19 protein-coding genes and 1 rRNA gene are annotated in these 23,402 nt (G+C 61.1%); 3 read left to right on the forward strand and 17 right to left on the reverse strand.

The features are described 5' to 3' along the window. The first annotated feature begins 158 nt into the window (after positions 1 to 158). Both rrf and ASF84_RS27255 read left to right on the forward strand, forming a co-directional pair. Positions 159 to 274 (forward strand): 5S ribosomal RNA (rrf, locus tag ASF84_RS27250). Positions 275 to 462: 188 nt separating this feature from the next. Further along, positions 463 to 1,323: a DKNYY domain-containing protein gene (locus ASF84_RS27255; protein ID WP_056842025.1), complete on the forward strand. Its 861-nt coding sequence runs from the start codon at positions 463 to 465 to the stop codon at positions 1,321 to 1,323. A 56-nt stretch (positions 1,324 to 1,379) separates the two neighbouring features. Here the strand turns inward: ASF84_RS27255 and ASF84_RS27260 are convergent, their stop codons facing one another. From ASF84_RS27260 to ASF84_RS27290, 7 genes are all read right to left on the reverse strand, one after another. Beyond that, complete coding sequence (locus ASF84_RS27260) at positions 1,380 to 1,856, reverse strand: SRPBCC family protein (protein WP_056842026.1); 477 nt, start codon at positions 1,854 to 1,856, stop codon at positions 1,380 to 1,382. Positions 1,857 to 1,884: 28 nt separating this feature from the next. Continuing rightward, positions 1,885 to 5,331, reverse strand: coding sequence for a non-ribosomal peptide synthetase (locus ASF84_RS27265; RefSeq protein ID WP_056842027.1), 3,447 nt, complete (start codon positions 5,329 to 5,331; stop codon positions 1,885 to 1,887). Next, a complete protein-coding gene (locus tag ASF84_RS27270; protein ID WP_056842028.1) occupies positions 5,328 to 6,275 on the reverse strand; it encodes a diiron oxygenase in 948 nt (315 codons plus the stop codon). The genes ASF84_RS27265 and ASF84_RS27270 overlap by 4 nt, the downstream gene beginning before the upstream one ends. Before the next feature lie 37 nt (positions 6,276 to 6,312). Then, entirely contained in the window at positions 6,313 to 7,089 is a 777-nt protein-coding gene (locus tag ASF84_RS27275; RefSeq protein WP_056842029.1) for a DUF3050 domain-containing protein, read from the reverse strand. 781 nt (positions 7,090 to 7,870) lie between these two features. Beyond that, positions 7,871 to 8,605 carry a GntR family transcriptional regulator gene (locus ASF84_RS27280; RefSeq protein ID WP_056842030.1) on the reverse strand — a complete coding sequence of 245 codons (735 nt, stop codon included), beginning with the start codon at positions 8,603 to 8,605 and terminating at the stop codon, positions 7,871 to 7,873. A 294-nt stretch (positions 8,606 to 8,899) separates the two neighbouring features. Next, a complete protein-coding gene (locus ASF84_RS27285) occupies positions 8,900 to 9,907 on the reverse strand; it encodes an aldo/keto reductase (protein ID WP_056842031.1) in 1,008 nt (335 codons plus the stop codon). A gap of 46 nt (positions 9,908 to 9,953) precedes the next feature. Continuing rightward, positions 9,954 to 10,646 (reverse strand): HAD-IA family hydrolase, encoded by a 693-nt coding sequence (locus tag ASF84_RS27290; protein WP_056842032.1) that lies wholly within the window; start codon positions 10,644 to 10,646, stop codon positions 9,954 to 9,956. 262 nt (positions 10,647 to 10,908) lie between these two features. Between ASF84_RS27290 and ASF84_RS27295 the strand changes: the two genes are divergently transcribed. Continuing rightward, on the forward strand, positions 10,909 to 12,393 hold the full coding sequence (locus ASF84_RS27295) for a YdgA family protein (RefSeq protein ID WP_056842033.1): 1,485 nt from the start codon (positions 10,909 to 10,911) through the stop codon (positions 12,391 to 12,393). Between the two features lie 24 nt (positions 12,394 to 12,417). Here ASF84_RS27295 and ASF84_RS27300 read toward each other — a convergent pair whose 3' ends face one another. The 10 genes from ASF84_RS27300 to ASF84_RS27345 form a co-directional block, all read right to left on the reverse strand. Next, entirely contained in the window at positions 12,418 to 13,233 is an 816-nt protein-coding gene (locus ASF84_RS27300) for a mechanosensitive ion channel family protein (RefSeq protein WP_056842034.1), read from the reverse strand. Positions 13,234 to 13,663: 430 nt separating this feature from the next. Then, the gene (locus ASF84_RS27305; protein WP_056842035.1) at positions 13,664 to 13,924 is read right to left on the reverse strand and encodes a hypothetical protein; all 261 of its coding nucleotides are present in this window, start codon (positions 13,922 to 13,924) and stop codon (positions 13,664 to 13,666) included. Beyond that, the gene (locus ASF84_RS27310; RefSeq protein WP_082481883.1) at positions 13,924 to 18,339 is read right to left on the reverse strand and encodes an RHS repeat-associated core domain-containing protein; all 4,416 of its coding nucleotides are present in this window, start codon (positions 18,337 to 18,339) and stop codon (positions 13,924 to 13,926) included. The genes ASF84_RS27305 and ASF84_RS27310 overlap by 1 nt, the downstream gene beginning before the upstream one ends. A 154-nt stretch (positions 18,340 to 18,493) precedes the next feature. Further along, on the reverse strand, positions 18,494 to 19,324 hold the full coding sequence (locus ASF84_RS27315) for a hypothetical protein (protein WP_177339487.1): 831 nt from the start codon (positions 19,322 to 19,324) through the stop codon (positions 18,494 to 18,496). Between the two features lie 58 nt (positions 19,325 to 19,382). Then, positions 19,383 to 19,685: a hypothetical protein gene (locus ASF84_RS27320; protein WP_056842036.1), complete on the reverse strand. Its 303-nt coding sequence runs from the start codon at positions 19,683 to 19,685 to the stop codon at positions 19,383 to 19,385. Positions 19,686 to 19,688: 3 nt separating this feature from the next. Continuing rightward, positions 19,689 to 20,213: a hypothetical protein gene (locus ASF84_RS27325; protein WP_056842037.1), complete on the reverse strand. Its 525-nt coding sequence runs from the start codon at positions 20,211 to 20,213 to the stop codon at positions 19,689 to 19,691. Positions 20,214 to 20,275: 62 nt separating this feature from the next. Then, entirely contained in the window at positions 20,276 to 20,866 is a 591-nt protein-coding gene (locus ASF84_RS27330; protein ID WP_056842038.1) for a hypothetical protein, read from the reverse strand. A 75-nt stretch (positions 20,867 to 20,941) separates the two neighbouring features. Then, positions 20,942 to 21,550: an imm11 family protein gene (locus ASF84_RS27335; RefSeq protein WP_056842039.1), complete on the reverse strand. Its 609-nt coding sequence runs from the start codon at positions 21,548 to 21,550 to the stop codon at positions 20,942 to 20,944. Between the two features lie 82 nt (positions 21,551 to 21,632). After that, positions 21,633 to 22,487 carry a leucine-rich repeat domain-containing protein gene (locus tag ASF84_RS27340; protein ID WP_056842040.1) on the reverse strand — a complete coding sequence of 285 codons (855 nt, stop codon included), beginning with the start codon at positions 22,485 to 22,487 and terminating at the stop codon, positions 21,633 to 21,635. A 148-nt stretch (positions 22,488 to 22,635) separates the two neighbouring features. Beyond that, complete coding sequence (locus ASF84_RS27345) at positions 22,636 to 23,352, reverse strand: hypothetical protein (RefSeq protein ID WP_056842041.1); 717 nt, start codon at positions 23,350 to 23,352, stop codon at positions 22,636 to 22,638. Between the last annotated feature and the right edge of the window lie 50 nt (positions 23,353 to 23,402).

Below are 23,402 nucleotides of genomic sequence, written 5' to 3' on the forward strand. Positions count from 1 at the left end.
CGCCGATGGTAGTGTGGAGCTTCTCCATGTGAGAGTAGGTCATCGTCAAGATTCAAACCCAGAACCCCTGATCGCTCTGCGATCGGGGGTTTTGCTTTAAGTAGAAGTCACACGAATTCGCTGGAACGTTGTCATCGACGCGCCGGCACACAGAATTTCTTGACGACAATAGAGCGCTGGAACCACCTGATCCCATCCCGAACTCAGCAGTGAAACGGTGCATCGCCGATGGTAGTGTGGAGCTTCTCCATGTGAGAGTAGGTCATCGTCAAGATTCAATTCCGAAACCCCTGATCGCCCTGCGGTCAGGGGTTTTGTTTTTGGGTCGAAAAAAGTATTTGGCCCCCCAAGGTAGCCCCCAGCAGGAGTCATGCAGTGAACACGCAATGGATATGCACGGCCGCCTCATCCAGAACAGCCACCGCATCGGCTCTGGCCGCCCTCGGCCTGCTTTGTGGCATATTGACGGCACCCCCCGCCGCCCAGGCATTCGAGCGCCATACCTGCACTGAAAAGTGGTACGACGGTAATATCCACGACTCGATCCGGGACCGCCGCGTACCCTACAAAACCCAGGATTGCCCTGCACCCAAGGACAGTGAGACCCCCATCCCGACCGGTTACCAGGTCATCGATGGGCGTATCTTCTATGTCACCTCGTCAAGCAATCGTTACAACGACTGCGGCGGTACCGGTGTCGGTTCGCTGGGCAAGATCCTGATGCCCAAGTGTTATATGCCCGACAAGCTGCAAACCCACGAAAACGTCGAAGAGCGCACGTTCTGGCTGGTCAGCGAGGACGGTGCCCACCTGCGCACGCTGGCGTCCAGTCAGACCAACCTGACGCCCGTGCAGCGGCGTAGTGCCGCGTCTTATGCGATGGACAGCACGTCGGTGTACCTGGATTCGGAAAAGATCAATGGAGCCGACCCTGAAAGTTTCGAGGTGATCTTCCCCTTCGAGGACGACACCCGCCTGGACCGGTTCTCGTTCGCCAGGGATCGCCAGCACCTGTTCATCAATGGTGCCCCCGTGCCGCTCCTCGACCTGGCGCAGCTGAAGTGGCTGCCTGTACCCTGTACTGGCGAGAAAATGGAGTGTGACAACACTCAGTACTCAGCGCCCATGATTGGCAAGGTCGGGCGCGACATCCTGTATCTGGATTACGGGACGAGCCCTACCGTCTTTCCCAGCCTGGCCACGCCGGATGTGGAATGCTCGCGCAAAGGCTTCAAGAATTATTGTGCCAGCGCCGGCAAGCGCTACCTGTTCGATGCGGGGGTCATGACCCCGGCCACCCTGGTAGTGCAACCGGCTGAATAAAGCGCACTTGAGTGCCCGCCCGGTGCCAGGCACCGGGCGGGCTCAGTGAGCACGTGTCAGCCGAACAGGCCGCGCAGGTTATTCATCGAGGTGTCGGCAAAGCCCTGCAGGAAGGCTTCAAAGGCCGCCAGGTCCTGCGCGGCGCCAGGCAGAGGGTCGGCAACAATGGTCCAGGTCACCATGCTGGCCTGGTCATCGACCGCCGCCACCGTCATGGCCGCCCACAAGTTGCCGACCGGCAGACTGGTATGGATCAGCGTCCAGGTCATGCAACGGGCCTGGTCATCGCGGGTGTTCAACTGCTCGATGGCCACATGGCCGTCCTTGAAACGCTTATGACGCACCGAGCCCGGCCCTTGGCCGATCACCTCGGTGCTCTCCATGCCTGGGACAAAGGCCTGAAAACCACCAAAGTCGCCCGCCACGGCCCAGGCACGCGTGGCGTCGGCCGGCACATGCACACTGGACACGACACGGCAGGCCGCGGCGTTGTGGATGCGAGTGTCGGGTTGCAGCGTAGTGAATACAGTCATGTCATTCTCCGTTGTCTTAAAAACAAGATCAGATAAAGGCGATTTCTTTCAGGTAGGTGCAGCCCTTGCTCAGCAGCGCCGGCGTCTTGGGCGGGTAGTGCTCGCCCATCCGGTGAATACCGGCCAGGGCGTTGTGGTACTCGATCATCGAGATGTCACCGATGTCCTCCTGGAAGCCGTCCAGATAGAACCCCAGCACACCGAACAGCGCGTTCTGGCTGTCGACCCGATTCAGTTGGGTCTGCCAGTGCGCCACGCTGACCAGCTCGAATTCCCGGCCGGCGTCCCGGAAGGCCTGCACATAGCTGTCCCAACTCAGGGGTTCAGGGTTGTGCAGGTTGAACACCGCCTTGTCGGGCTGGTGGCGACTGGCATGAAAACCGATGAAGCGGGCCAGGAAATCCACCGGCATCAGATCGAAATTGATGGCGAAGTCCGGCACCTGGCCCAGTTGCAGCGAGCCCTTGAGCATCAGCATCAGCCGATTCTTCTGCGGCTGGCAGACCCCGGTGACGCTGTTGAAGGCGATGTTGCCGGGGCGATAGATATTCACCCACGCCCCTAGCGCTCGCGCCTGCTCCAGCACCCGCTCGGCCACCCATTTGGACAGGTTGTAGCCGTTCTTGATGTAGATCGGTGGCGTGGCGGCGGCCGGTTGTTCCAGCACGCTGCCCGCGGCATCGACGGTACTGGACGCCGACAGCGTCGAGACAAAATTGAACACTTTCTTGCTGCGCCCCTCGCACAGCTTCAGGCACTCGAAAATCGGCGCCACGTTGTCGCGGGCCAGGGTCTCGTAGTCCTGTACGTGATTGACGTTGGCGGCGTTATGCACCAGCGCCCCGAACTCACGGTCCAGCCGTTCATAAACCGTGTCATCCAGGCCCAGCTGCGGCCGGGTAACGTCGGCGGCATGAATGCTCACCCGGCTCAGGTCCAGGTGCGCCAGGCGGTTTTCCTGCAGCGCCTGGATGAAACGCTCGCGCGCACTCAGGCCGTTGCCCTCACGCACCAGGCAGGCCACTTCGGTCGCGCCCCAGTCCAGCAGCGCCTGCACGATGTGCACACCGAGAAAGCCGTTGGCGCCAGTGACGATGACCTTGTGCACATCGCCCAGGGCACTGACCGGCAGCACCGGCAGGTGCAGCGGTGCGCTGGCATCACGCAAGGCCTGCGGACTGACTGTCCAGCCCGTGCCCTCGTCACTGGCGAGCAACCGGGCCAGGGTCTGGATGCTCGGCGCTTCGATAAAGCGATTGATCGGAATGCTGCGCCCGAACTGCTCACGGACCCCCAGCAACAAGCGCGACAACAGAATCGAATGCCCGCCCAGATTAAAGAAGCTTTCATCGGTGGCAATGTCCTGCGCCGGAAGCTCCAGCAGCTCGGCCCACAACATCAGCAGCCGCTGCTCCTGTTCGTTGTCGGGCTGCCGACGCACACCGGCCCCGGCAATCTGCAGCGGTATCTTCAGCAGCGCCACACGGTCGACCTTGCCATTGCTGGCAAACGGCATGTGCTCCAGCACGGTGTACAGCGTGGGCTGCATGTAGTCCGGCAACAGGCGCTGCACATGATCTTTGAGCGTTTGCAGGGTGGTCGTCAGCCGGGCGTCGTGGGGCTGGGCGACAAAGGCCAGGACCCGCCGCTGCTCGTCGATGACCACCGCCACCTGGCGAAACAACTGTGCGCTGCGCAGGCCATGCTCGATCTCTTCGGGCTCGACCCGAAAACCCCGGATCTTGACCTGATTGTCCCGTCGCCCGCCCAGCTCGATGCCTTCCGGGGTCCATTTGCCCAGGTCACCGGTGCGATAGACGCGCAGGTGCTGGCCATCGGGCAACTGCAGCTCGACATAACGCTCGGCGTTCAACTGCGGGTTATTCACATAACCCAGGCCCACGCCGGGTCCTGCGATATACAACTCGCCCTGCACCTGCTCGGCCACCGGCTGCAGATCCTCATCCAGAATCCACACCTGGCTGTTGGCAATCGGCCGCCCCAGGCTACGGTTGCTGCTGCCGGCCTCGAAGGGCCGGGCCGTGACCAGCACCGTGGCCTCGGTCGGCCCGTACAGGTTGTAAAAGTGACACTGGCCGGCCAGGCGTTCAATCACGTACGGCTCACAGACATCACCGCCGGTCACCAGGTGTGTCAGGCCCAGCGGCTCCTCAAGCGGCAACAGGCTCAGCAGCGCCGGTGGCAGAAACGCGTGACTGATGCCCTGGCGCAGCAGGGCCAGCAATTGCAGCGGGTCGCGGCGCTGATCCTCGTCGGCCACCACCAGCTCGGCGCCACTGAGCAGCGTAGGGAAGATATCGATCACCGACGAGTCGAAACTCAAGGTCGAGAACTGCAAGACCCGGCTGTGCTCGGACAACGCCACGTAGTCGGCATACCAGGCCGTGAAGTGGCTGAGGTTGTGCTGGCTGAGCAACACCCCCTTGGGCTGGCCGGTGGTGCCTGAGGTGTACAGCGCCATGCACGGGCTGTCGCTGGCAAACGCCACGCGCGCCAGCGGCTGATCACACGCCGTCACCGCGATGTCGGTGATAGCCAGCGCCGGAAACCCGGACGCTGCCAGTGAGTGCTCGCCATCGTGCAGCAGCAACACGGCCCCGGCATTTTCCAGGATGTACTGCTGGCGTTGCAGCGGCTGGTTGGGGTCCAGCGGCAGATAGATTGCGCCGCTGCCCAGAATCGCCAGCACACCGGCAAACAATGCTGCCGATTTGGGCAGGCAGATGCCGACTACTGGCACCGCTTGCCCTTGGCGCAGCGTGGCCAGGCGATCCAGCAACGGTTGCTGGATGGCCACCGCCTGTGCCTGTAGCTGCCGGTAGCTCAGCGTCTGCCCGCCCAGCGTCAGCGCCGGGCGTTCGGCAAACACGGCCAGGCTGTGCGCCAGACGGATGCTCAGCGGCGTGGCGGCCACTTCCAGCAGGGCCGGATGTGCGGTCTGGTTCAAGCGATGCTTGAACACCAGGCAATCGAGCGCCTGCAAACCCTCTACAGTCTCGATCGGTGTCGCGGCCACCTCGCTCAAGCCGGCAAGGTAATTCGCATCCCGGGACAGTCGGCTGACCTGCAAGGCCAGCAGGTCCACCAGCGTCGCCACGGTGTCATCGCGCAATTGCCGGCCATTGCCCGCCGCCTGTTCGGGCTGCCACTGGCGCACGATGAGGCGCCGGCCATGCCAGCACAACAGTTCCAGCGCTGGCAGGTCCTGCAAGGCGTCGGTCTTGAAACCGACCCGCACGCTCAGGCAATGCTCGGCGGCAAACGCACCCAGACACGTTTCATCCAGTGCCAGGCTGCCGTCGTCGATCAGCAGTGCCGGCTCATTGACTGCAGCCGCGCGCACAGCCTGCGGCTCGCGCAGGTGATGCACGGCATGGCCATGCTCCAGCAGCTCACGGTGCAGCGCCTCCAGCACGCCGCTGCAACCGGCCAGTACAATCTCCAGGCGTCTCATGCGCACACCTCGCGGGCCGGAAGGTAGTCGACCAGCGCTTCGCGCACGCACGCGGCTTCAAGCAGCGTGCTGTTACGAAAGAAGCGCACGATATTGCTCACCAGCGGGTGATGGCTGTTGATCGGAAAACTCAACGCCAGGGTTTCGGCCTTCAGGGCCTGCTTCACGGTGTCGGCCACCGGCAGGTGATCGATGAGGGCAAAGTCGAAGCCGTTCTGGATCTCGTTGGTCAGGTACTGATGGATGAACACCGGCAGGATCTGTGCAATCGCCTCGCGGTCGGCCTGCGCGGCGGTCTGCCAGTAGATGCGCACCAGCCGTGTCCAGAAGCCCGAATGACGGCCTTCGTCGAGCAGGTGATCGGCCATCAGGCCCTTGACCGACTGCTTGACCGAATCGTCCTTGGCAAACGCAGCCACATCATTGGTCACGGTGTTCTCGGCAATGGCCACGCAAATCAGCTCCACGGCACTGCGCAGGTGATCAGGGGCCTGTGCCAGGGCCGCCGGAATGGCCCGGCTCAGCTCGATCTCGGTGGGCAGCGCAATGGGCTCGATGCCGGTCAGGGCGATGGTCTGCTGCATGAAGTCCATCGCCACCAGGGCGTGATAATCCTCATCGACCACCACGCTCATGGCATCGAAGCGGCACGCGAATGGAAAACGGATCGCGAAGCGGTCCTTGGCGATGCTGCGGGCGGTCTTGTCGACGATTTCGGTCTCGAAAATCACCACATCGTTGATGAACTTGTAGAGGCTCTGCACCAGGGCGTAATCGCGCAGTTCCGGGCACTGGCGGGTGAAGGTTTCGCTGAGCACCAGGGGCTGGCGGCTCAGCGGGTAGATCAGGCGTTCATCGTCCTCGACGATACGCCGTGGGCGCGTGCGGATCGTGGCGCGTGCTTCCCAGGCCTCGACGAATGACACGTAGTCTTCAGCTTTCATGATGGCGTCCTTTCAGGCTGCAAGGGGAGGCGGCGCGTCATGCACTGGCCTGCATCAACGGGGCGTGCAAGTGCAGGCGCAAGGTGTCCCACAGCGCCATGCGGCTCTCCACGGCAGCGATGGCGGCCTGGTAGACCTCGCGCTCGCGTTGCTCATCGCCGGCGACCAGGCGTGCCAGCAAATGCTCGGCCGCCGGCCCGTGGTCCTCGGAGTCGAGTTCGATATGCCGTTGCAGGTAATAGCGAAAGGTCGGGGCCTGTGCGGTGCCGATCTCCCACTTGTCGAGCAGGGCCTGGAACATCGCCGGTATCACGCTTTCACGGCCGTGCAGGAACGAGGCGGCGACGCAGTGCGCCGGTGCATGCAGTGCCGTGGCCAGGGTCTGGGTGACGAACAGGGCGGCGGCCGGATCGGCATTGACCCGTTGCAACGCGGTGGTGTGGTGCACGCCCTGGCGCTGCAACTCGATGAAGCGCTCGGCCTGGGCGGTGCTGGCACCGATCTCACGCATGGCATCCAGGTACAGTTCAAAGTGGCTGTAGTGACCGTGCCCGGGCCGGTCATCCGACTCTTCGCCGAGCACGATGTCATTGATCAGACGTGCGGCGGCAGGGTCGCGCGGCGGCAGCCACGGCAGTTGCGTGCACGTCAGCTCCTGTTGCAGGCGCTTGGTCAGCGACATGAAGTCCCACACGGCGAATACATGGACTTCCATAAAGCGCCGTAACACGGGTAATGAATCAATTTCAGCAAAAACGGGGTGCTGGCTAAGTTCTTGTTTCTTACGTTCAAGTCGCGTTTTCTGACAAGTCATGACGGTATCCCGGTGGTTGTAAATACGCCGGAAAGTTGCAACTCTGTAGGCCTGTTTCGCCGTTGACAACATTCCATGTTGGTTGCAGTCACCCGGGGTTCATGAATAGGAAAGGCGAGCGCAAGCCGACGTCCGTACACGTCAATGCTCTGGAGACACGCCAGTATTCATGAGGGTTGGGCGCCTTTGTCAGGCACGGGTGGTCTGCGGTACAGCCGGTGGGCAGAACAGACGAAGTGTTTCCCGATCTGTTCATGACCGGCTGCCCATAAAAGTTAAAGCACTTGGAATGCGTCTCGCAATGTTTTTTTGTATTATTTTAAATGCACTTTTTTCAAGTATGAAGAAGGGCGTGTAAAACATTTAATTATGATTTACAGGCGCGTGAGTGATCCTTTCAGCTAATAAAAGCCAAAATTGAAGTTAATGAACGAATGCCTCGTTCGGCGTCACTCGTATGATCGGATTATCAAGGTCGTGATAAAGGGGTGGGCGATAGCGCAACTGACACGCGCGATCATGCGGCCCTGGGCAAGCACTCCTTTTGCCGTGTCGTTCAAACAGATGAACACTGTCCTGTGCCATAGAGGCAGTCAGGGATGCCCCGACCGGTGCCATGCGCATGGCGCAGCCGGGGTCACCGCGAGTTTGCCTTATCCGCAGGACAGTCCAAGCAAGTGGCCAGAAAAAAGGCAAGCGCACAGCCCGGGCGATATACCGGGCTGGCGAATGGCGTCAGATCACGATCAGGGGCGAGCCGGGCTGCGTGCAGCCCGGTGCATCACGCGAGGCTTTTCTTGCGTTGCCGCTTTGGCCGGGTTTCGGCTGCCTTGCTGGCCAGGTAGCCGGTAATGGCATTGACGGCGCGATTGAGGTGAAGCTGCAACTTGGCCACGGTCTGCTCGACATCCCGGGCTTGCGCCAGGCGCAGCAGCTCCCAGTGGTCATCCTGAGCCAGCTTGCCCAGGCCCATGGCCGACAGGTTGAAGCGCAGGAAGCGCTCCTCCTCGTTCAGGCCGGACTCGACCAGGCGCATCAGGCGCTTGTTCGGGGTCTTGGCGTACAGCGCCATGTGAAACAGACGGTTGAGGGTGCCGATCCGGGTGTAATCGGTCTCGACTTCCAGCGCCTCTATATAGCCGCGCGCCTGGGCGTAGTCGTCCTCGTCCAGCAGCGGAATCGACAGGCGCAGCGCCTCGCATTCAAACAGCATGCGCAGGGCGTAGGCCTCGACGGCATCCTCGGTAATCAGCGGCGCCACCACGGCGCCCTTGTGCAGCTCGACCCGCACCAGCGACTGCGCCTCAAGCTGACGCAAGGCTTCGCGTACCGGCATGCGGCTGACGCCGAACAAGGTGGCCAGTTCCTGTTGTCGCAAGGCCGTGCCACTGGGCAGGCGGCCATCGATAATGGCGCTGCGCAGCTTCTCTTCGATCACGGTCCTGGCAAGGTGCGCAGGCGGCTGCTCGTTACCGAGCACCTCGTATAAAAAAGCTTCTCTATCGATCTTGCGCATCGCCATAAATCTTTATCAACCTGGCCGAATAGGATCCAATTAACAAGCGGGCTGTCCATAGACTAGCCAAAACCCCTGCAATGGGTAGAAAAAATACGGCATGACCCGCATCAGCGCCCGGCGCAGCCCTGTGGCGCGCAAAGCGAGACGCATTTTTCGGATTCAAGGGGCATTCATCAACACATTCGTTGCGTATTTTAATGTCGTTCGTCGGCCTGTCTGATATGAGCATTTACCTACATACCAGAAAAAACGCAGCCGCCATGCCGGTTCAACCCTGCACGGCGGAACGCATCAGCGCAGCAGACGACCTGACACAAAGTGCTGAACATCGTTGAAGCCGGGCGTCGAGGCGTGGCCTGGCGTCACCAGCGAGTCGATGAACGCTTCGTCTTCGGCACTGATGCGCACCTCCAGCGCCTTGAGGTAACTGTCCCATTGCTGTTCGGTGCGCGGACCGACGATGGCCGAGGTCACCGCCTGGTTGTTCAGCACCCAGGCAATGGCAAACTCGACGATGCCGACGCCCTTGTCGCGAGTGTAGTCCTGGATCTGCCGGGCGATGCGCAGCGACTCCACGCGCCATTCGGTCTCCAGCAGGCGCTTGTCCTGGCGCCCGGCCCGGCTGTCGCCGCTGGGGGCGATGTCCGGTGCGTACTTGCCACTGAGCACCCCCCGCGCCAGCGGGCTGTAGGGCACCACGCCAAGGCCGTGGAAGGCCGCTGCCGGGATCTGTTCAAGCTCGGCCTGGCGGTTGACGATGTTGTACAGCGGCTGGCTGATGATCGGTTTGTCCACCCCCAGGCGCTGGGCGACATTGGCAATCTCGGCGATGCGCCAGCCACGAAAGTTCGACACGCCCCAGTAACGGACCTTGCCCTGGGCGATCAGGTCGCCGATGGCCGACACCGTCACCTCAAGTGGCGTGTCGTGGTCCTCCTTGTGCAGGTAGTAGATATCCACGTAATCAGTATCCAGCCGGCGCAGGCTGTTCTCGATGGCGTTGAAAATGTGCTTGCGGTTGAGTCCTGCGCGATTGGGGATACCGTCGTGGGGACCCACGGCCACCTTGGTGGCCAGCACCCACTCGCTGCGGCGTGCGGCAATGGCTTCACCGACGATTTCCTCGGAACGCCCACTGTTGTACACATCGGCCGTGTCGATGAAATTGACCCCCTGGTCCCAGGCCTTGTCGATGATGCGCAGCGACTCCTCGGTGCCGGTCTGTTCGCCGAACATCATCGAGCCCAGGGTCAGCGTGGAAACCTTCAGGCCCGATTGGCCCAGTGTGCGATAAGTCATGTTCAACACCCTCCATGTCATTGAATAGATTTGCAGGTGCGCAGCGTTAGGCCGGCATGGCAGGCAGGCCCCATTGCGCCAGCGGCGCCTCGCCTAGCGAGCCCAGGATCAGGTCGGCATGCCGGTAGCGCTCGGGCGGCATGTGCACATCCGGGATGGCCACGGCCATCATGCCGGCGGCCTTGGCGGCGGTCACGCCGAACGGCGAGTCCTCGAACACCAGGCAGTCGGCAGGATCGATGCCCAGGCGCTCGGCGGCCACCAGGAAGATGTCCGGCGCCGGCTTGGCGGCCGTCACCTGCGGGTCATCGGCGGTGACCACGGTGTCGAACAATTCGAACCAGGCCTGGTGGCGGGTGATCTTGGCGTGAAAGTAATGCACCGACGAACTGGTACCCACCGCAATGGGAATGCCGTGGGTGGCCAGATGGCGCACCAGCGCTTCGGCCCCGGGCATGGCCTGCGCCTGCGGGAAGCGTTCGTCGAGCATGGGCTGGCGCATGGCGAGAAACTCATCCACCGACAACGGCAACTGCAGGGTGTCGATGATGTAGCCGGAGAAATCCCGGGCGCCACGCCCGATGGTGTTCTGCTTGATGCTCCAGTCGAAATGCTTGCCATAGCGGCGGGCAATCATTTCGGTGACCTCGGTATAGATCCCTTCGGTGTCCAGCAACAAACCATCCATATCGAAAATCACGGCCTTGATCGGCCGGCGGTTGTCCTGCTGTGCACTCATGTGATCGGCCTCTGTGTCAGTCCGCATCCAGCCTAACGCGACAAACGAGACTATGGCTACCCGATAACCTTTTCCGCGACGTGCAACGAAATCTCCAGAAATGTGTCGAACCGCGCATTCAGGCCACGTCGCCGCGTCATCGGGCGCGGTGCAGTGTTAATCTCCTGCAACTTTTTGTCAGGCCTCCACCGGTCCGGTGCCGTGTTGTGATCGGGTGCAGGGAAGGCTTATCAACCATCAGAACGGACATCTCCAGGTCGACATGAATAAATCAGCAGGTATCGTTGCAGGCGTCATCATCGTAGTCGGCGCCGTGGTAACCGGGGGCGCCTGGTACACCGGCCAACAATTGCCCGGCGTGCTCAACGACACGCTCGCCAAGGGCAATCAGGAACTGGCCAAGGCATTCGCCGGCAGCGAGTACAAGGCCACGGTGCAAATGGAGTCGCTCGACAGCGGCCTGTTCAGCAGCACCGCGCGCTACCGCACCACATTCCAGGCGCCAAACGCGGAAGGCCAGATGCAGACCCTGGAGCTGTACTTCGTCGACCATATCGAACACGGCCCGCTGCCGCTGTCGCGCCTGACTTCGCTCAAGCTGCTGCCGGTCATGGCGGTCAGCAATGGCGAGATCGAAAAGACCAAGGACTCCGAAAAATGGTTTGCCTTGAGCCAGGGCGCGACGCCGTTCAAGAGCCAGGCCAGCATCGGTTATGACCGCGCCGTCAATGGCTCGCTGACCTTCGCCCCGATGCAGATGAAAGACGCCGATGGCGAGTTCAACTTCTCCGGCATGGTCCTGCACAGCGATGTGTCGGCCGATGCCGAGAAGATCAAGGTCACCGGCAACATGGACAGCCTGCAGCTCAACGTCCAGTCCCCGGATGGCCCGGTGGCCATGCAGGTCAAGGGCATGAGCTTCGACACCGGCGGCACCAAGGGCAAGGTCGGTTTCTACCTGGGCCACAGCAACGTCAAGGTCGAGCAGATGACCTTCCAGCCGGCCGGGGCCGCAACGGTGCAGCTTGATCAGCTCGCCAACACCAACCTGATGCAGGAAGAGGGCGACAAGCTCTCGGCGCAGATCAACTACGACATCGGCAAGATCGCCTACAACGGCAAGGAAATCGGCGCAGCGCACATGGGCCTGCGTTTCGGCAATTTCGACATTGTCGCCACCAAGGCGCTGTATCAGTTGTTCCAAGAGAAAGTGGTGCCGCAACAACAGGCCGCCGCCGCCGCCCAGGAGCCGCTTGATATCGAGCTGACCCCGGCCGACCAAGCCTTGGTAGATGCCCAGATGAGCAAGCTGCTGGCCGGCAAGCCGCACCTGGAGCTGGAAAAACTCTCGCTGCGTACCGCCAACGGTGAAAGCCATGCACGCATCAGCATCGACCTGGCCGATCCGGGCCCGCTCGACCAGCCACAGGATGAGCTGGTGAGCAAGAGCATCGGTGCGCTGGACGCGCGCTTCGTGCTGTCCAAGGGCATGGTCCAGGACCTGGTCGGTCTGCAGGCCTCGATGCAAGGCATGACCGATGCCAAGGAAATCAGCGAGCAAGCCACCACCACCAGCGAAATGATCGGCGCCATGGCCCAGGGCATGCAGCTGGCCAAGGTTGAAGGCGACAACATCGTCACCTCCTTGCAGTACGCCAATAACAGCGTCGACTTCAACGGCCGCAAGATGACCGTCGAAGAATTCGTTGCCTTCGTCATGGCCAGCTCTGGCGCCATGGGCCAGTAAGCGCCGCTTCAGCGGCGCACAGGTTCAGCCCCTGTCGCCGCCTGCCTGCTCGCGCAGCAACCGGCGAATCACCTCCAGGCTCTGGTGATACACCGGCCAGTAATGATCGTTGTGGCAATACGGCCTGACCGCCAGGGTCAGGCTGTCGGCGCTCATACTGGTCAGCTGCACGTCCACCGGCGGCGTTGCCAGCACATGCGGGATGGCCTGCAACTGCTCGCTCAGCCGGGCACTGACGGCCTGCTCATCCACGGTCGCCGGCAACGTCGCGGTCAGTTCCACGCGGCGATAATCGTTGACCGAGTAGTTGACGATGGTGCTTGAAAACACCTTGTTGTTGGCCACCAGCACCCGCACGTTTTCCGCTGTATCCAGAGCGGTTGAAAACAGCCCGATCTCTTCCACCCGTCCACTGACCGTGTCCACGGCAATCGAGTCGCCCACCTTGAACGGGCGCAGCACGATGATGAAGCCACCTGCCGCCAGATTGGCCAGCAACCCCGACCAGGCCATGCCGATCGCCAGGCCCACCGCCGCCAGCAAGGCCGCAAAGCTGGTGGTCTCGATACCGCAATACCCCAGGATCGCCACCACCAGGATGATGTTCAGGGTCACCGTCACGAACGAGCCCAGGTAGCGCAGCACCGTCGGGTCGAACCGCTGTCGGGTCAGGTAGCGTTGCAGCATCCGCACCACCATGCCGATCGACCAGCGCCCGACAATCCATATCAGGGCGGCGACCAGCAGCTTCAGGCCAAAGGTGGCCGCGTACTGTAAAACCAGATTAAGCAACGAATTGACCTTGTCGGTCCCGATGTTGATGACATTCAGCGCATCCATGGGTGGCACCTCCGCAGGTAAGGCCACACAGGCTCCCAGGCGCACTCAGGCACCGCCCGTGCGACAGAACCCCACAGTGTGCAAGGGCGCTGGCAAACGTCTACTGACAGTTCTGACAGGAGGCAAAGTGCCTTGCGCGGTCCTGCGCGACCCGCTGCAACAAGTGGCCAAGCAACACCTCGCCATCGTCCTGGCAGGTGTCGATCACAAACTCCGGCGCCAGCGGGGCTTCATAAGGGCTGTCGATACCGGTGAAAACAACGCAGGTAGTTTTTAGAGGTGCCCGAAACAGACGTGGCGGTTTTTCTGGCCCTGTCACCGGCCACTCTCACTGTATTGAGGCCGGGCACTCATTCCAGCAACGACATTGATCTCTGTGGGAGGCGGCTTGCCGGCGATGGCTGCGCGGCAGGCACCGCCGGCCTCCCGGTCAGGGCGTGGTCAGGCACTCATGGGCCAGGTCGACGACCTTGCCCAGCAGCGCTTCCTGTTCCAGCGAGAAGTCGCCGTACTGGGCCATGGCCATGCAGGTCGACAGGCGCTTGAGGCTTTCATGATGCCCGGTGGCGCCCAGGTTGGGCTGGCGCAGTTCGGCGGCACGGTCGGCAAAGAATTCGGCCGAGGGCTTGCCGTCCTTGTTCAGCGCCTGGATCAGGTTATCCAGGGCAATCAGCAGTTCGTTCAAGGGCATTACCAGGGCACTCCTTTGGTATTGATGACCCAGGCGCGGGGCAGGTTGGTGACGACGCCTTGATATGCACCACCGGGATAACCCGGGCCTTGCGGGGCGGCGGTGCCTTCGCTGATCCAGGTGCCTTTGGGCACCTCGAACTCCGAGACCTTGGTGATCTTGATGTTCCAGGCCCGGTCGATGGCCAGGTCCTTGCGCAACTGGTCTTCGGTGCCGAATTTCTTGTTGGCCAGCCACGACACCTTGCGCCCGGTGCGGTTATCCACGCCATGGTACTTGTAGTAGCGCTCGTTACGCGTCAACTGCCGGTTCTTGTACACGCCACCGGTAAAGCTGTCGGTGGTGCGCTGGTCATGCACAGGCCCCGGCGGGCGCTTGCCGCTGGCGGTGCCGCACTTGCTCAGGCCCAGCGGGTCGGCCCATACCAACGGGTTGGGCGCATAGGCATACAGGTTCAGGCCGCCGGCCAGGCCGATCGGGTCGGGGGTGGTGAAGCGGCCGATGTCCGGGTCGAAGAAGCGCAGGGTGTTGTAGTGCAGCCCGGTCTCGCGGTCCAGGTACTGGCCCTGAAAGCGCAGGTTCTGCTCTTCGACATAATGCGCGGCGCGACGCTCGCGCACGGTGTTGCCCCACACCTGGTATTGCGCCTGCCACACCGGCTGGCCGTCGCTGTCGGTCAGTTGTTCGGGCAGGCCGTTGAGGTCGTTGTGGTAGTAGCGCACCTGTTGCTGGCTGCCGCTGCCATCGACCCGCGCCAGCGGCTCGAAACTGCCCTGGGTATAAAGGTACAGGCTGGTCAGGTGGTTCTTGTGCTCCTGCAACAGGCGCATGCCGTCCCAGACAAAACGGGTCTCGCCCAGCACCAGGCCGCTGGCGTGCCGCTCGACCTTGGCGATGCGCCGGCCCAGCGGGTCGTACTGCATGCACACGCGATGACCGTTGGCGTTGCGCACCTCGATCAGGCGGTGTTCGGCGTCGTAGGCAAAGCGTTGCACGCCGTGGCGGGTGCTGCGCTTTTCGATCAGCCGGCCAAAGCCGTCGTAGTAGTAGCGCTTGTCCTGCCACACCAGCAGCCTGTTATGCCGTACCAGGCCGCCGTTTTGCGGCCCGTCGAGCAAGTTGGCGGCGGCGTCGTAGGCGAAGGTTTCGCTCTGGCCGGTCAGGCTGTCCTGGCTGGCGATGATGCGCCCGGTGCTGTCATGGCCCAGCAACTGGCGCCCGTCGCCGGGCGGCTGGCGATCGCGCCGGATACGGGCCACCAGGTTATCGATCTGGTCGAACTGATAGTCGGTCTCGCCCAGCCCCGGCAAGGCCGCCGGCTGGCCGGTCGGTCGGCGCAAGCGGCTGCGCAGCCGGCCACTGCGGTCGTACTGGCTGCGGGTGCTGATCTGCCCCTGGGTGCGCAGCACTTCGCGGTGCAGGCGGTCGCGCTCGAAATCGCTGATCACCCGGCCATCGAGGTTCAACTGGTGTAAATGCCCGCTGCCGTAATACAAGCGGTTGAGCCAGCGCCCGTCAGGCAGGCAGGTCTGCACCAGATTGCCCAGCTCATCGTGACGATGCGCCAGGCGCCCGGCCGCACTGCGCTCTTCGCGCAACTGGCCCAGGGCGTCATAGGCAAAGTCCAGTTGTTGCCGCTCGCCAGCCGGGTCGGTGAAACTCACCGCCGTCAGGTTGTCCAGCGCATCGTACTGGTAGTCGGTGCGTCCGTTGCCGGTGATCTTGGTCGTCAGACGGCCGGCGGCATCGTGCTGCAACTCGTGGATGATGGGCGCCGCGGGCGGCTCGACCAGGGTCGCCACGGCGGTGGCCAGCAGCGCCGGCAGGTGCTCGACACGGGTCAACTGGTCGCGGGCGTCATAGGCATAGCGACGACGTCCGCCATCAAGGCCCTGTTGCTCGACCAGCCGGTCGCCGGCGTCCCAGGCAAAGCGGTAGCGCTCGCCGTTTTCATTGCTCAGCGCCAGCAGCCGCGCATAAGCGTCGTATTCGAACTGCACCTGCCGGCCCTGGGCATCGATGCGCTGGCGCACCTGGCCACGGCGGTCATAGCGATAGCGGGTGGTGTGGCCGGCCGCATCGGTATGGCCGATCAACTGGCCGTGGGCGTCGCGCAGGTACTGCTCGCGGCGTCCGTCAGGCAACTCGTGCGCCAACAGCCGGCCCTGGGCATCGTGCTGATACAACGAGCGTTCGCCCAGCGCATCGGTGATGCAGGTCAGGTTGCCGTGCCGGTCGTAGGCGTAGTCGGTGGGGTAGCCGGAACAGTCACTGCGCTGGATCAACTGGCCAAAGCGGTTCCAGCGCAACTGCTGGCGCTTGTCGGCGGCATCGATGATCTCAACGGTCTGGCCATGGGCGTCGTAGCGGTAGCGGGTCACCTGGCCAAGCGGATCGGTCTCGCGAATGCAGTTGCCGCGGGCGTCATAGTGAAACTGCCAGGTGTTGCCGGCCGCATCGGTCTCGGCCTGCGGCAGCGCCCAGTGCTCCAGCCACACCGTGGTGGTGCGCCGGCCCAGCGGGTCGAGGCTGGCGCTGAGGTTGCCAGACTCGTCGTAGTCAAAGCGGTACTGCCCGCCTTGCGGGTCGGTGGCGCCGAGCAACTGGCGCTCGTCGTCCCACTCGAAGCACCAGGTCTGGCCGAGGTTGTCGCGGTATTCAGTGACCTGATGCCGGGCGTTCCACCGGCGCTCGCTGGTGCGGCCCAGGCCATCGCGCACGGTGGTGCGCCCGGCCTCCAGGTCGTAGTCGAAAGCATACTCGTCGCCGTCATCGGTCCAGTGCCGCACCACCCGCCATTCGCGATCCTCGACCAGTGCCCAGGCATAGAAACAGCGCAACCCGGACGGCAACTGATGCTCGACCATGCGCCGCCCGGCGTCATAGGCAAAGCGCCGGCGTACCTGATCCTCGGCGTCACGCACTTCGCTCAGGTCGCCGGCCGCATCGTAGGCATAGCGGCTGAGCACATCGCGCAGGCCGTCCGGATGCAGACGCTCGATATGGCTGACCCGTTGTGGCCATTGCGCGCTGTAGCCCAGTTCGACCTGCACCGCGTTGTCGTCGTCGTGCAGGCGCTGCAGGCGGCCGTGCTCGTCGTACACCAGGTAGATGCGATTGTCGTTGCGGTCGCCCTGTTGGGTCAGGCGCAGGTGCCGGGTGTCGTGGGGGCTGGGCTCGAACAGACGGTACAGGCCGTCGTCGCTCTCGATCAGCAACTGGCCATTGCTGTGCCGGCGTACGACCAGGCCTTCGCCGGCACTGAATACCGCGCCACCCAAGGGGATGCTGCCCATGTCGATGCGCCGGCCCTGTTCGTCGACATACAGCAGCGACTCACCGCCGTCGGCATGCGCTTCAAGCGTCACGCTCACTTCCCAGCCCACGCTCCAGCCGGCGCCGAACAGGCCATCGCGGCGCTCGTCACGGCTGTTGTAGACGCGCTGCCAGTCGATGGGCAGCAAGGCCGGCACAACAAAGTCCAGCTCCATCGCCTCGCCCAGCACCTTGGCGCCAGTGGGCGCATGCACCGGGTTGGGCGAACCGACAATGGCCTGGGTGAGGGCATTGGTGGCCTGGCCGACGACAAAGGCATTGACGCCCCCGAGCAGCATGCACGGCAGGTTGCTGAGGAACTTGCCCTTGCTGCCCTTGAGCATCAACAGTGCGGTCACCGCCAGGCCCACGCCCGGGGTCTTGCCGCTGCGAATCTCGCGCACAGTCAGCGTGCCGCCGCCGATGCGCACATTCGACGAAATCGGCCCGGACGACACCACCACCGCCTCGCAGGTGCTGCGGTCGCCGCTGCGCACCGCCGGCTGGCTGTTGATGGTGACCTTGTCCGAGCCTTCGGCCAGGTATTGCGGCGGCATCGGCGGGTGCTTGGCGCACAGCACCAGGTCCTCGGGCAGCGGCTGCGCCCCTGGTGCCGGCATGGCCACCGTAGGCCGCCACATCTGCGAAAAGAAGCCCTTGGCGATGTCGAGGTAACTGGCTTCAGCGTCGTCCGAGCCTTCCTGGTCACTGGGCGCTGCACCGGGCGGCACCCAGCCGGCGGCGCGCGCGGCCGGACGGCTGTTGGTCAGGGTGTCGAGCGAGCCGGTGCTGATGGTGGCCTGGACGGTGGGCGGGAACAGGCTGTTGCCGATGCCCTCGCATAATCGCGACAGCCCGGTGTCGGCACCGGTCTTGGCCATGACCACGCCGACCACCAGCCCGACCACCGCCCCCAGCAGGCAGGCGCCCAGCCCGCCGGTGGCGACCGTGATCCCGGTGGCGGCGACCACCGCTGCGGTGGCCAGTGCGCCAATCGCTACGCTGGCGGCCACCTCCAGCACGCCGCCGACAATGTCGGCCAGCATCGAGGTGTGTTCGAGTCCATCCCCCAGCCGGGCGGCCCAGATCGCGTCAGACATGCCGGCAGCTCATCAACGCGCTGCAAGCGGTGTGGACGGCGGCTTGCCGGCGATGACGGCGGTACAGGTCTAGCAGGCTGAAACGTCGAGATCGAGCCAATTGAGTGGCCATCCATTCTGGCAGGCTGAGTGTGGCTGTAGAAGTCGCGGCACCTTACCGCAAGTCGGGGTATTGCACCTGATTTACCACGCCAGGTCGCCGCTTTTTGACTGCCGAAAACAGAACGTGGTTCTCCTCAAACACAAAATAACCTACTGATTTTTCAGGATATGAATTCACCGCTTGTAGGAGCGCGCTTGCCCGCGACCGAGTGCGCAGCGCTCGCAAAAATTGTGTAGACGCTGAAAATTTACGACTGCTAACGCAGCCGGTCGCGGTGGTCAGGGCAAGGTCGAACGCCTTGTTTTTGACAATCGCCCGGCGCGTCCTGAGGGTTTCCATCAGCCCTGAGGCCAGCAGGTCCGGATTGCATGCGGCGGCACAATGAATGAACACGGCGGGGTAGCTGTAATCCCCCGGCGCCTCCAGCACATGGGCCAGGGTGGACTCATCCGGAAAAATGCACCTGGTGATCAGCGGGATGTAGTGGTTTTCCAGCACGCCCTTGATGTGCTCGCACACCTGCGCCGTGGCGCTGGCCGGCGGAATGGGAATCACACCATCGATGCGCGGGCTGAATTTCTTGTCCTGCCTGCCGCTGGTGCAGAAAGAAAAACACCCCGGGTTGCCCGCATTCAGGTTGCTGCGGTAGGGCGGGCTGATGCCTTGCATGCGCTCGAACACCGGACCACCTGTGACCATGCCACTCAAGTAATAGGCCCGCGAGTTGATCGAATAGAGAAAATACAGCTCGGCCACCACGACCTTGTTCAGGCGAAACTTCAGGTGGAATTTGGAAGCACTCATGGGCAGCGCCGAGCATTTCAGGGTCTTGAGCATGCTGTTCAGGGCGGTCTGGAAGGCGAGCTTGTCGTCGGCGAACATGATTTTCCGGGTCCGGGTAATTGGGCAATGAGGGGGCGTTGCGATTGCGCAACAGACCCTAGTCACCGGCGAATGCAATCTCTGCCAGATCAACGTCGCCAAGCAGAGCCAGCACATTCTCCAGCGCCTGGGCATGCTCTGCAGGCAGACGGGTTTTCTCTGATTCGAGCGCCGTCACAAGCCTGAGAATCTCGTCGTTCCTGAATGAACAGTCGGTCAGGTAATAGTCCTTCAAATGATAAAGAATGGATGTTTTCCTGATCCTCACGTCGTTCCTGAACAGGGCTTGATGAAGACCCTCCGGGAATTCGGCCCTCGACGTGGTGCCGTCGGTTTTACGAATCATGATATCCAGCGCCATCGTTCAACCTCGTACCTGTTCGGTTCCCGTGTCCATCGCTTCCTGTTCGACCCTGGCTTCGTAATCTTCAGGATGCTGCTCCAGCGGCGCCGGTGCCCATGCTGTGTGCGTTTTTTCATAGCAGGCCGCACGGTAGGCGTAGCGGGCAACTATTTGGCTGATCTCACGTTGTAGAGCCGCTTCGTGATACCACTGGCTGCCGCACTCGCCGCAACCCAGAAAGGCAGGCGTATCAGCAATCCACTCGACCCACCCGGAACACTGCGCAACAGGGCACCGGTAGGCACCCGATTGCTCCTGCGGCGACACCTGAATGTCGCGACTGTCCACATACTGCGTAGAAGTGCCGCAATAAGGGCACTCGATCATCATGAAAGGCTGCCCTTTATCCTTCATTGCCTTAACGAATACCTGCTGTTGTTCGTCAAGGTTGAAGGCGTGCCTGCACACTTGGCAGCGTGCACGTTCAAGGGTGTCCACAAGGCGTTCATCCGGTTTGGGTATGCGTTTGGTCTGCGACTTTTGCATGCAGTGCCCTCCTTGTATTTCAATCGCTTTTTTCGTCAGGGCAGGCGATCAGCCCGGCCCCATCAGCACGACTGTTGAAGGGTGAGATAAGAGTGGTCATGCGCGTTGAAAAAAACGTAGGCCTGTGAGGTGTCATGACTCAGCCCGCTGACATCCAGTTGCCCGACAAACACCAGGGGTTTGCCCTGGTCAATAGGCCAGGCAGGCGCCTGTAGCCACTTGGGCGGTGTTTTCAGGTAGCGAAATTCATGTTTGATCCTGTCTTTGAGCCAGGCCTGTAGCGCCTTGGGTTTTTGCGACGGCGCACTGTCCAGAAGGGTCGATAGATAATCAGCCGACAGGCTCAGCCATTTTGGCTGGACGCTGAGCAGCAGATTGAATAAATCCTCATACTTCTGGCTGCGTTCATGCTCGACAGAGCGGCTGTTCAAGAACCCGGACAGCAGGACTTGAGTGTTGAAGATTGACGCGATATCGGTGTAATCCTGCTCGCTTAAAAACGTATGCAAGTCAGGCGCCTCGACATAGGCCGGAAGCGCAAATGGCTCTTTGAGGACTGTCAGTAATGTGGGCGTTTCTGCCACGTGGTGCGCGAACGCTGCAGGCGTTATCGACCCGTCTACGAATGCCTTTATGAGGCTCAGCGGTGGCATGGAGGTCTCCTTGAATGTCCCTTCACCAAGGGCGTAGCTCGGTACCGCGTACGCTTGAATAACATAGGGAACGATTCAATTCTGAGCGTAGGGAATAGGCTTGCGTTGCAGGCTATAGAAGCTTATTCCGGTTCCCGTATCGAACCCGCCAGCAATAAGTTTTTCCGCCAATATTTCCGAGACAAGAAGATCCAGGGATTGTGCCTCCCTGGCAATGGCGTGCTGAGTCATGGCGTCCTCCATCAAGTGGATTTTTTTGAAATAAATAATCATTCCTTCTTCGTCAGCTTTCGCATCGGATTTTTCAAGGTCGATGGCATTTATTGCATGCGTGGCATTGAGGATTAAATAGTCAAGTTGCGTCTTGCTGCCTGCCGCATGAATGGCCTTGGGGCGGACAGTTTGAATATCTGCGCTCACCTGTGCGAGAAGAAACTCAGCCAGCCGGGCGCTGACCAACGGGATGCCACCCAACAGCCACAAACAATCAAAACGGCTTATTTTTTTCTCTGGATCAGCAAAATAAAGAGTGGGGATGTCCCTGTCGACAGGGTAACGCTTGCCTTGTAACAGCGCGAGGTAATCGAAGTCTGAGCCGGGCGCCTCATAAGCCCCTTCTTCATTATCGTAGGCGCCAATCGATTTTCCTCGGTAGTCGATGGGGGCTTTCCAGGTCAGTGTCATGGTGTCTCCTCGATCATCAAGGCGCCTGGCACAGGGGCAGGCGGACAGAAAAGTGGCCGTATCAGCGGCCTATCCGACCTGCTCAGCTTCTTTTCTTCAGACACTGCTCAACCTCAGGCCGGGTATGCGTGTAGTGTTTTTTCTGGGGAAAAAAGTCGACCTGTTCCAGGCCGACAGCCGCCAAGAGTGGATTTAAATTGCCATCCTTCAAATCCCAAAACTTGAAGGCCTTCAATGATTTCATCGCGGGAACAAAAGCGACGGAGTCAAGCGAGGAAATAAAGACATGTTCCAGACTTTCCTGTCTGGCCAGCAGACTGAAATCAGTTAATCCTTTGCATTTTTCAATGGCTAGACGGCGCAGGTGAGCCAGTCCGTTTATCGCGGAAATGTCGTTCAATTTACTGCAATGATCAATGTTCAGATAATCGAGCTGCTTGAGCCTGTCCAGACCGTCAAGAGTGCTTATCGAGCCTCCGCTGATTCTTAATGTCGTCACGCCGGGCGCATCAAGAAATGAAAGGTTCGTATTCTTGAGCCCCGTCAGGAGCAGGTCCTTGACGCCAGGCAGTGACAGGGGGGCGATAACATCGCTCGAACGCGTCAAGTAAAGCGTATTCAGTGTGTGCAGCCGACCATAGTCCAGCGCTCCGGCGAGGTGGGGCAGGCTCAGCGAGGTCAGGGATCGACACGCATAAAGGGGCGACAGGTCAGTCTTTTTCAGGTTGATGTCACTGGCAATATCCAGTGAGAAGACATCATGGTCATCGGCCAGGGGGCTCAAATCCAGAGGCGTGTCAGACGCACCTGCGGTTTCGTCCTTGAGGACTCTTATGCGGTGATGGCCTTTGCTTTTGGCCTGTTTGAAGCCCGACGAAAAGTAGGGGGCAAGAATATCAAAGGTGTCGATTTCTTCATTGTAGGTGTGGTTTTTCATCTTCGGATTATCCCGCAATCAGGCTGGCGGCTCGTCAAGACACTGGCCGTCTGGAGGGTCGATCAGCACGACTGCTGGTCTTTCAGGTGAGAAAGGGCACAGCTTTCTTGATCCATGGCGATGACTTTTCATGACAACCGTTTGCCTTTCAATTATCCAACGCGCTAGCGTGCTGCCCGCTGTTGTTGTCGGTGGACTCTTTCGCTTGCGTTATATCGGAGCGAGTGGCGATGAAGGCCAGAAGGGCCTCCTTTTCTGCCGCCTTGAGATGATTGGCATGCAGGGCACAAAGGCGGGCATCGTCAAACTCATGGTTCAAGGCATGGATAATGGACAGGTATTGTGGGTAGCCGTATTTATAATCCCAGGTCAGGCCTGTGCCAAAGTTTTTGCGCAGGTGCGGTGTTTTCATAAGGCGCTCATTCGAGAGTTTACGAATGTCGACCAGGCTCGATGCAAACTGATCAAACAGCGTAATGTCCTTTATCAAGACCTCAAGGTGGGTATCCTCGTGCGTGGAGAGATCAACGTAGTAATTAGTGTCCTGTGCGCTATTGGCAGGTGTGAAAAGTCTGATATTGCCCCACAGCGTAGCCGGATTGACAGCAGGCGGCACAAACAGGCTTGCCCCCAAGGCGTTGACATCAAGTAAATCAATGAATACCAAAATATTCACGGCAATGATATTTTTCGGATAGCCAGCCGTATTGAGATCACAGGCTATTCTGATTTCAAGGCGGTCCAGCGCCTTTACATAGGCGGCCCGCTTTTTTTGCTCGCTGTACCCAAGGCCTGCAAGCGTGTCTGCCAAGCCTTGGGAAACTGTTTTTTTCAATGCGGTTTTTAGGGGCTTTAGCGATAGCATAGTTGCCTCATTGGACGATGGGTCCAGCCAATACGCGCCACCAGCGATCG

This window comes from Pseudomonas sp. Leaf127, from assembly GCF_001423155.1.
Classification (GTDB): domain Bacteria; phylum Pseudomonadota; class Gammaproteobacteria; order Pseudomonadales; family Pseudomonadaceae; genus Aquipseudomonas; species Aquipseudomonas ovata.

Bases quoted from the DNA above. Each gene is read 5' to 3' on its own strand.
- ASF84_RS27335 (WP_056842039.1), bottom strand. From the start codon at position 21,550: ATGACACTGACCTGGAAAGCCCCCATCGACTACCGAGGAAAATCGATT.
- ASF84_RS27325 (WP_056842037.1), bottom strand. From the start codon at position 20,213: ATGCAAAAGTCGCAGACCAAACGCATACCCAAACCGGATGAACGCCTT.
- ASF84_RS27310 (WP_082481883.1), bottom strand. From the start codon at position 18,339: ATGTCTGACGCGATCTGGGCCGCCCGGCTGGGGGATGGACTCGAACAC.
- ASF84_RS27270 (WP_056842028.1), bottom strand. From the start codon at position 6,275: ATGAAAGCTGAAGACTACGTGTCATTCGTCGAGGCCTGGGAAGCACGC.
- ASF84_RS27300 (WP_056842034.1), bottom strand. From the start codon at position 13,233: ATGGATGCGCTGAATGTCATCAACATCGGGACCGACAAGGTCAATTCG.
- ASF84_RS27265 (WP_056842027.1), bottom strand. From the start codon at position 5,331: ATGAGACGCCTGGAGATTGTACTGGCCGGTTGCAGCGGCGTGCTGGAG.
- ASF84_RS27315 (WP_177339487.1), bottom strand. From the start codon at position 19,324: ATGTTCGCCGACGACAAGCTCGCCTTCCAGACCGCCCTGAACAGCATG.
- ASF84_RS27305 (WP_056842035.1), bottom strand. From the start codon at position 13,924: ATGCCCTTGAACGAACTGCTGATTGCCCTGGATAACCTGATCCAGGCG.
- ASF84_RS27330 (WP_056842038.1), bottom strand. From the start codon at position 20,866: ATGCCACCGCTGAGCCTCATAAAGGCATTCGTAGACGGGTCGATAACG.
- ASF84_RS27280 (WP_056842030.1), bottom strand. From the start codon at position 8,605: ATGCGCAAGATCGATAGAGAAGCTTTTTTATACGAGGTGCTCGGTAAC.
- ASF84_RS27285 (WP_056842031.1), bottom strand. From the start codon at position 9,907: ATGACTTATCGCACACTGGGCCAATCGGGCCTGAAGGTTTCCACGCTG.
- ASF84_RS27290 (WP_056842032.1), bottom strand. From the start codon at position 10,646: ATGAGTGCACAGCAGGACAACCGCCGGCCGATCAAGGCCGTGATTTTC.
- ASF84_RS27295 (WP_056842033.1), top strand. From the start codon at position 10,909: ATGAATAAATCAGCAGGTATCGTTGCAGGCGTCATCATCGTAGTCGGC.
- ASF84_RS27345 (WP_056842041.1), bottom strand. From the start codon at position 23,352: ATGCTATCGCTAAAGCCCCTAAAAACCGCATTGAAAAAAACAGTTTCC.
- ASF84_RS27320 (WP_056842036.1), bottom strand. From the start codon at position 19,685: ATGGCGCTGGATATCATGATTCGTAAAACCGACGGCACCACGTCGAGG.
- ASF84_RS27275 (WP_056842029.1), bottom strand. From the start codon at position 7,089: ATGACTTGTCAGAAAACGCGACTTGAACGTAAGAAACAAGAACTTAGC.
- ASF84_RS27260 (WP_056842026.1), bottom strand. From the start codon at position 1,856: ATGACTGTATTCACTACGCTGCAACCCGACACTCGCATCCACAACGCC.
- ASF84_RS27340 (WP_056842040.1), bottom strand. From the start codon at position 22,487: ATGAAAAACCACACCTACAATGAAGAAATCGACACCTTTGATATTCTT.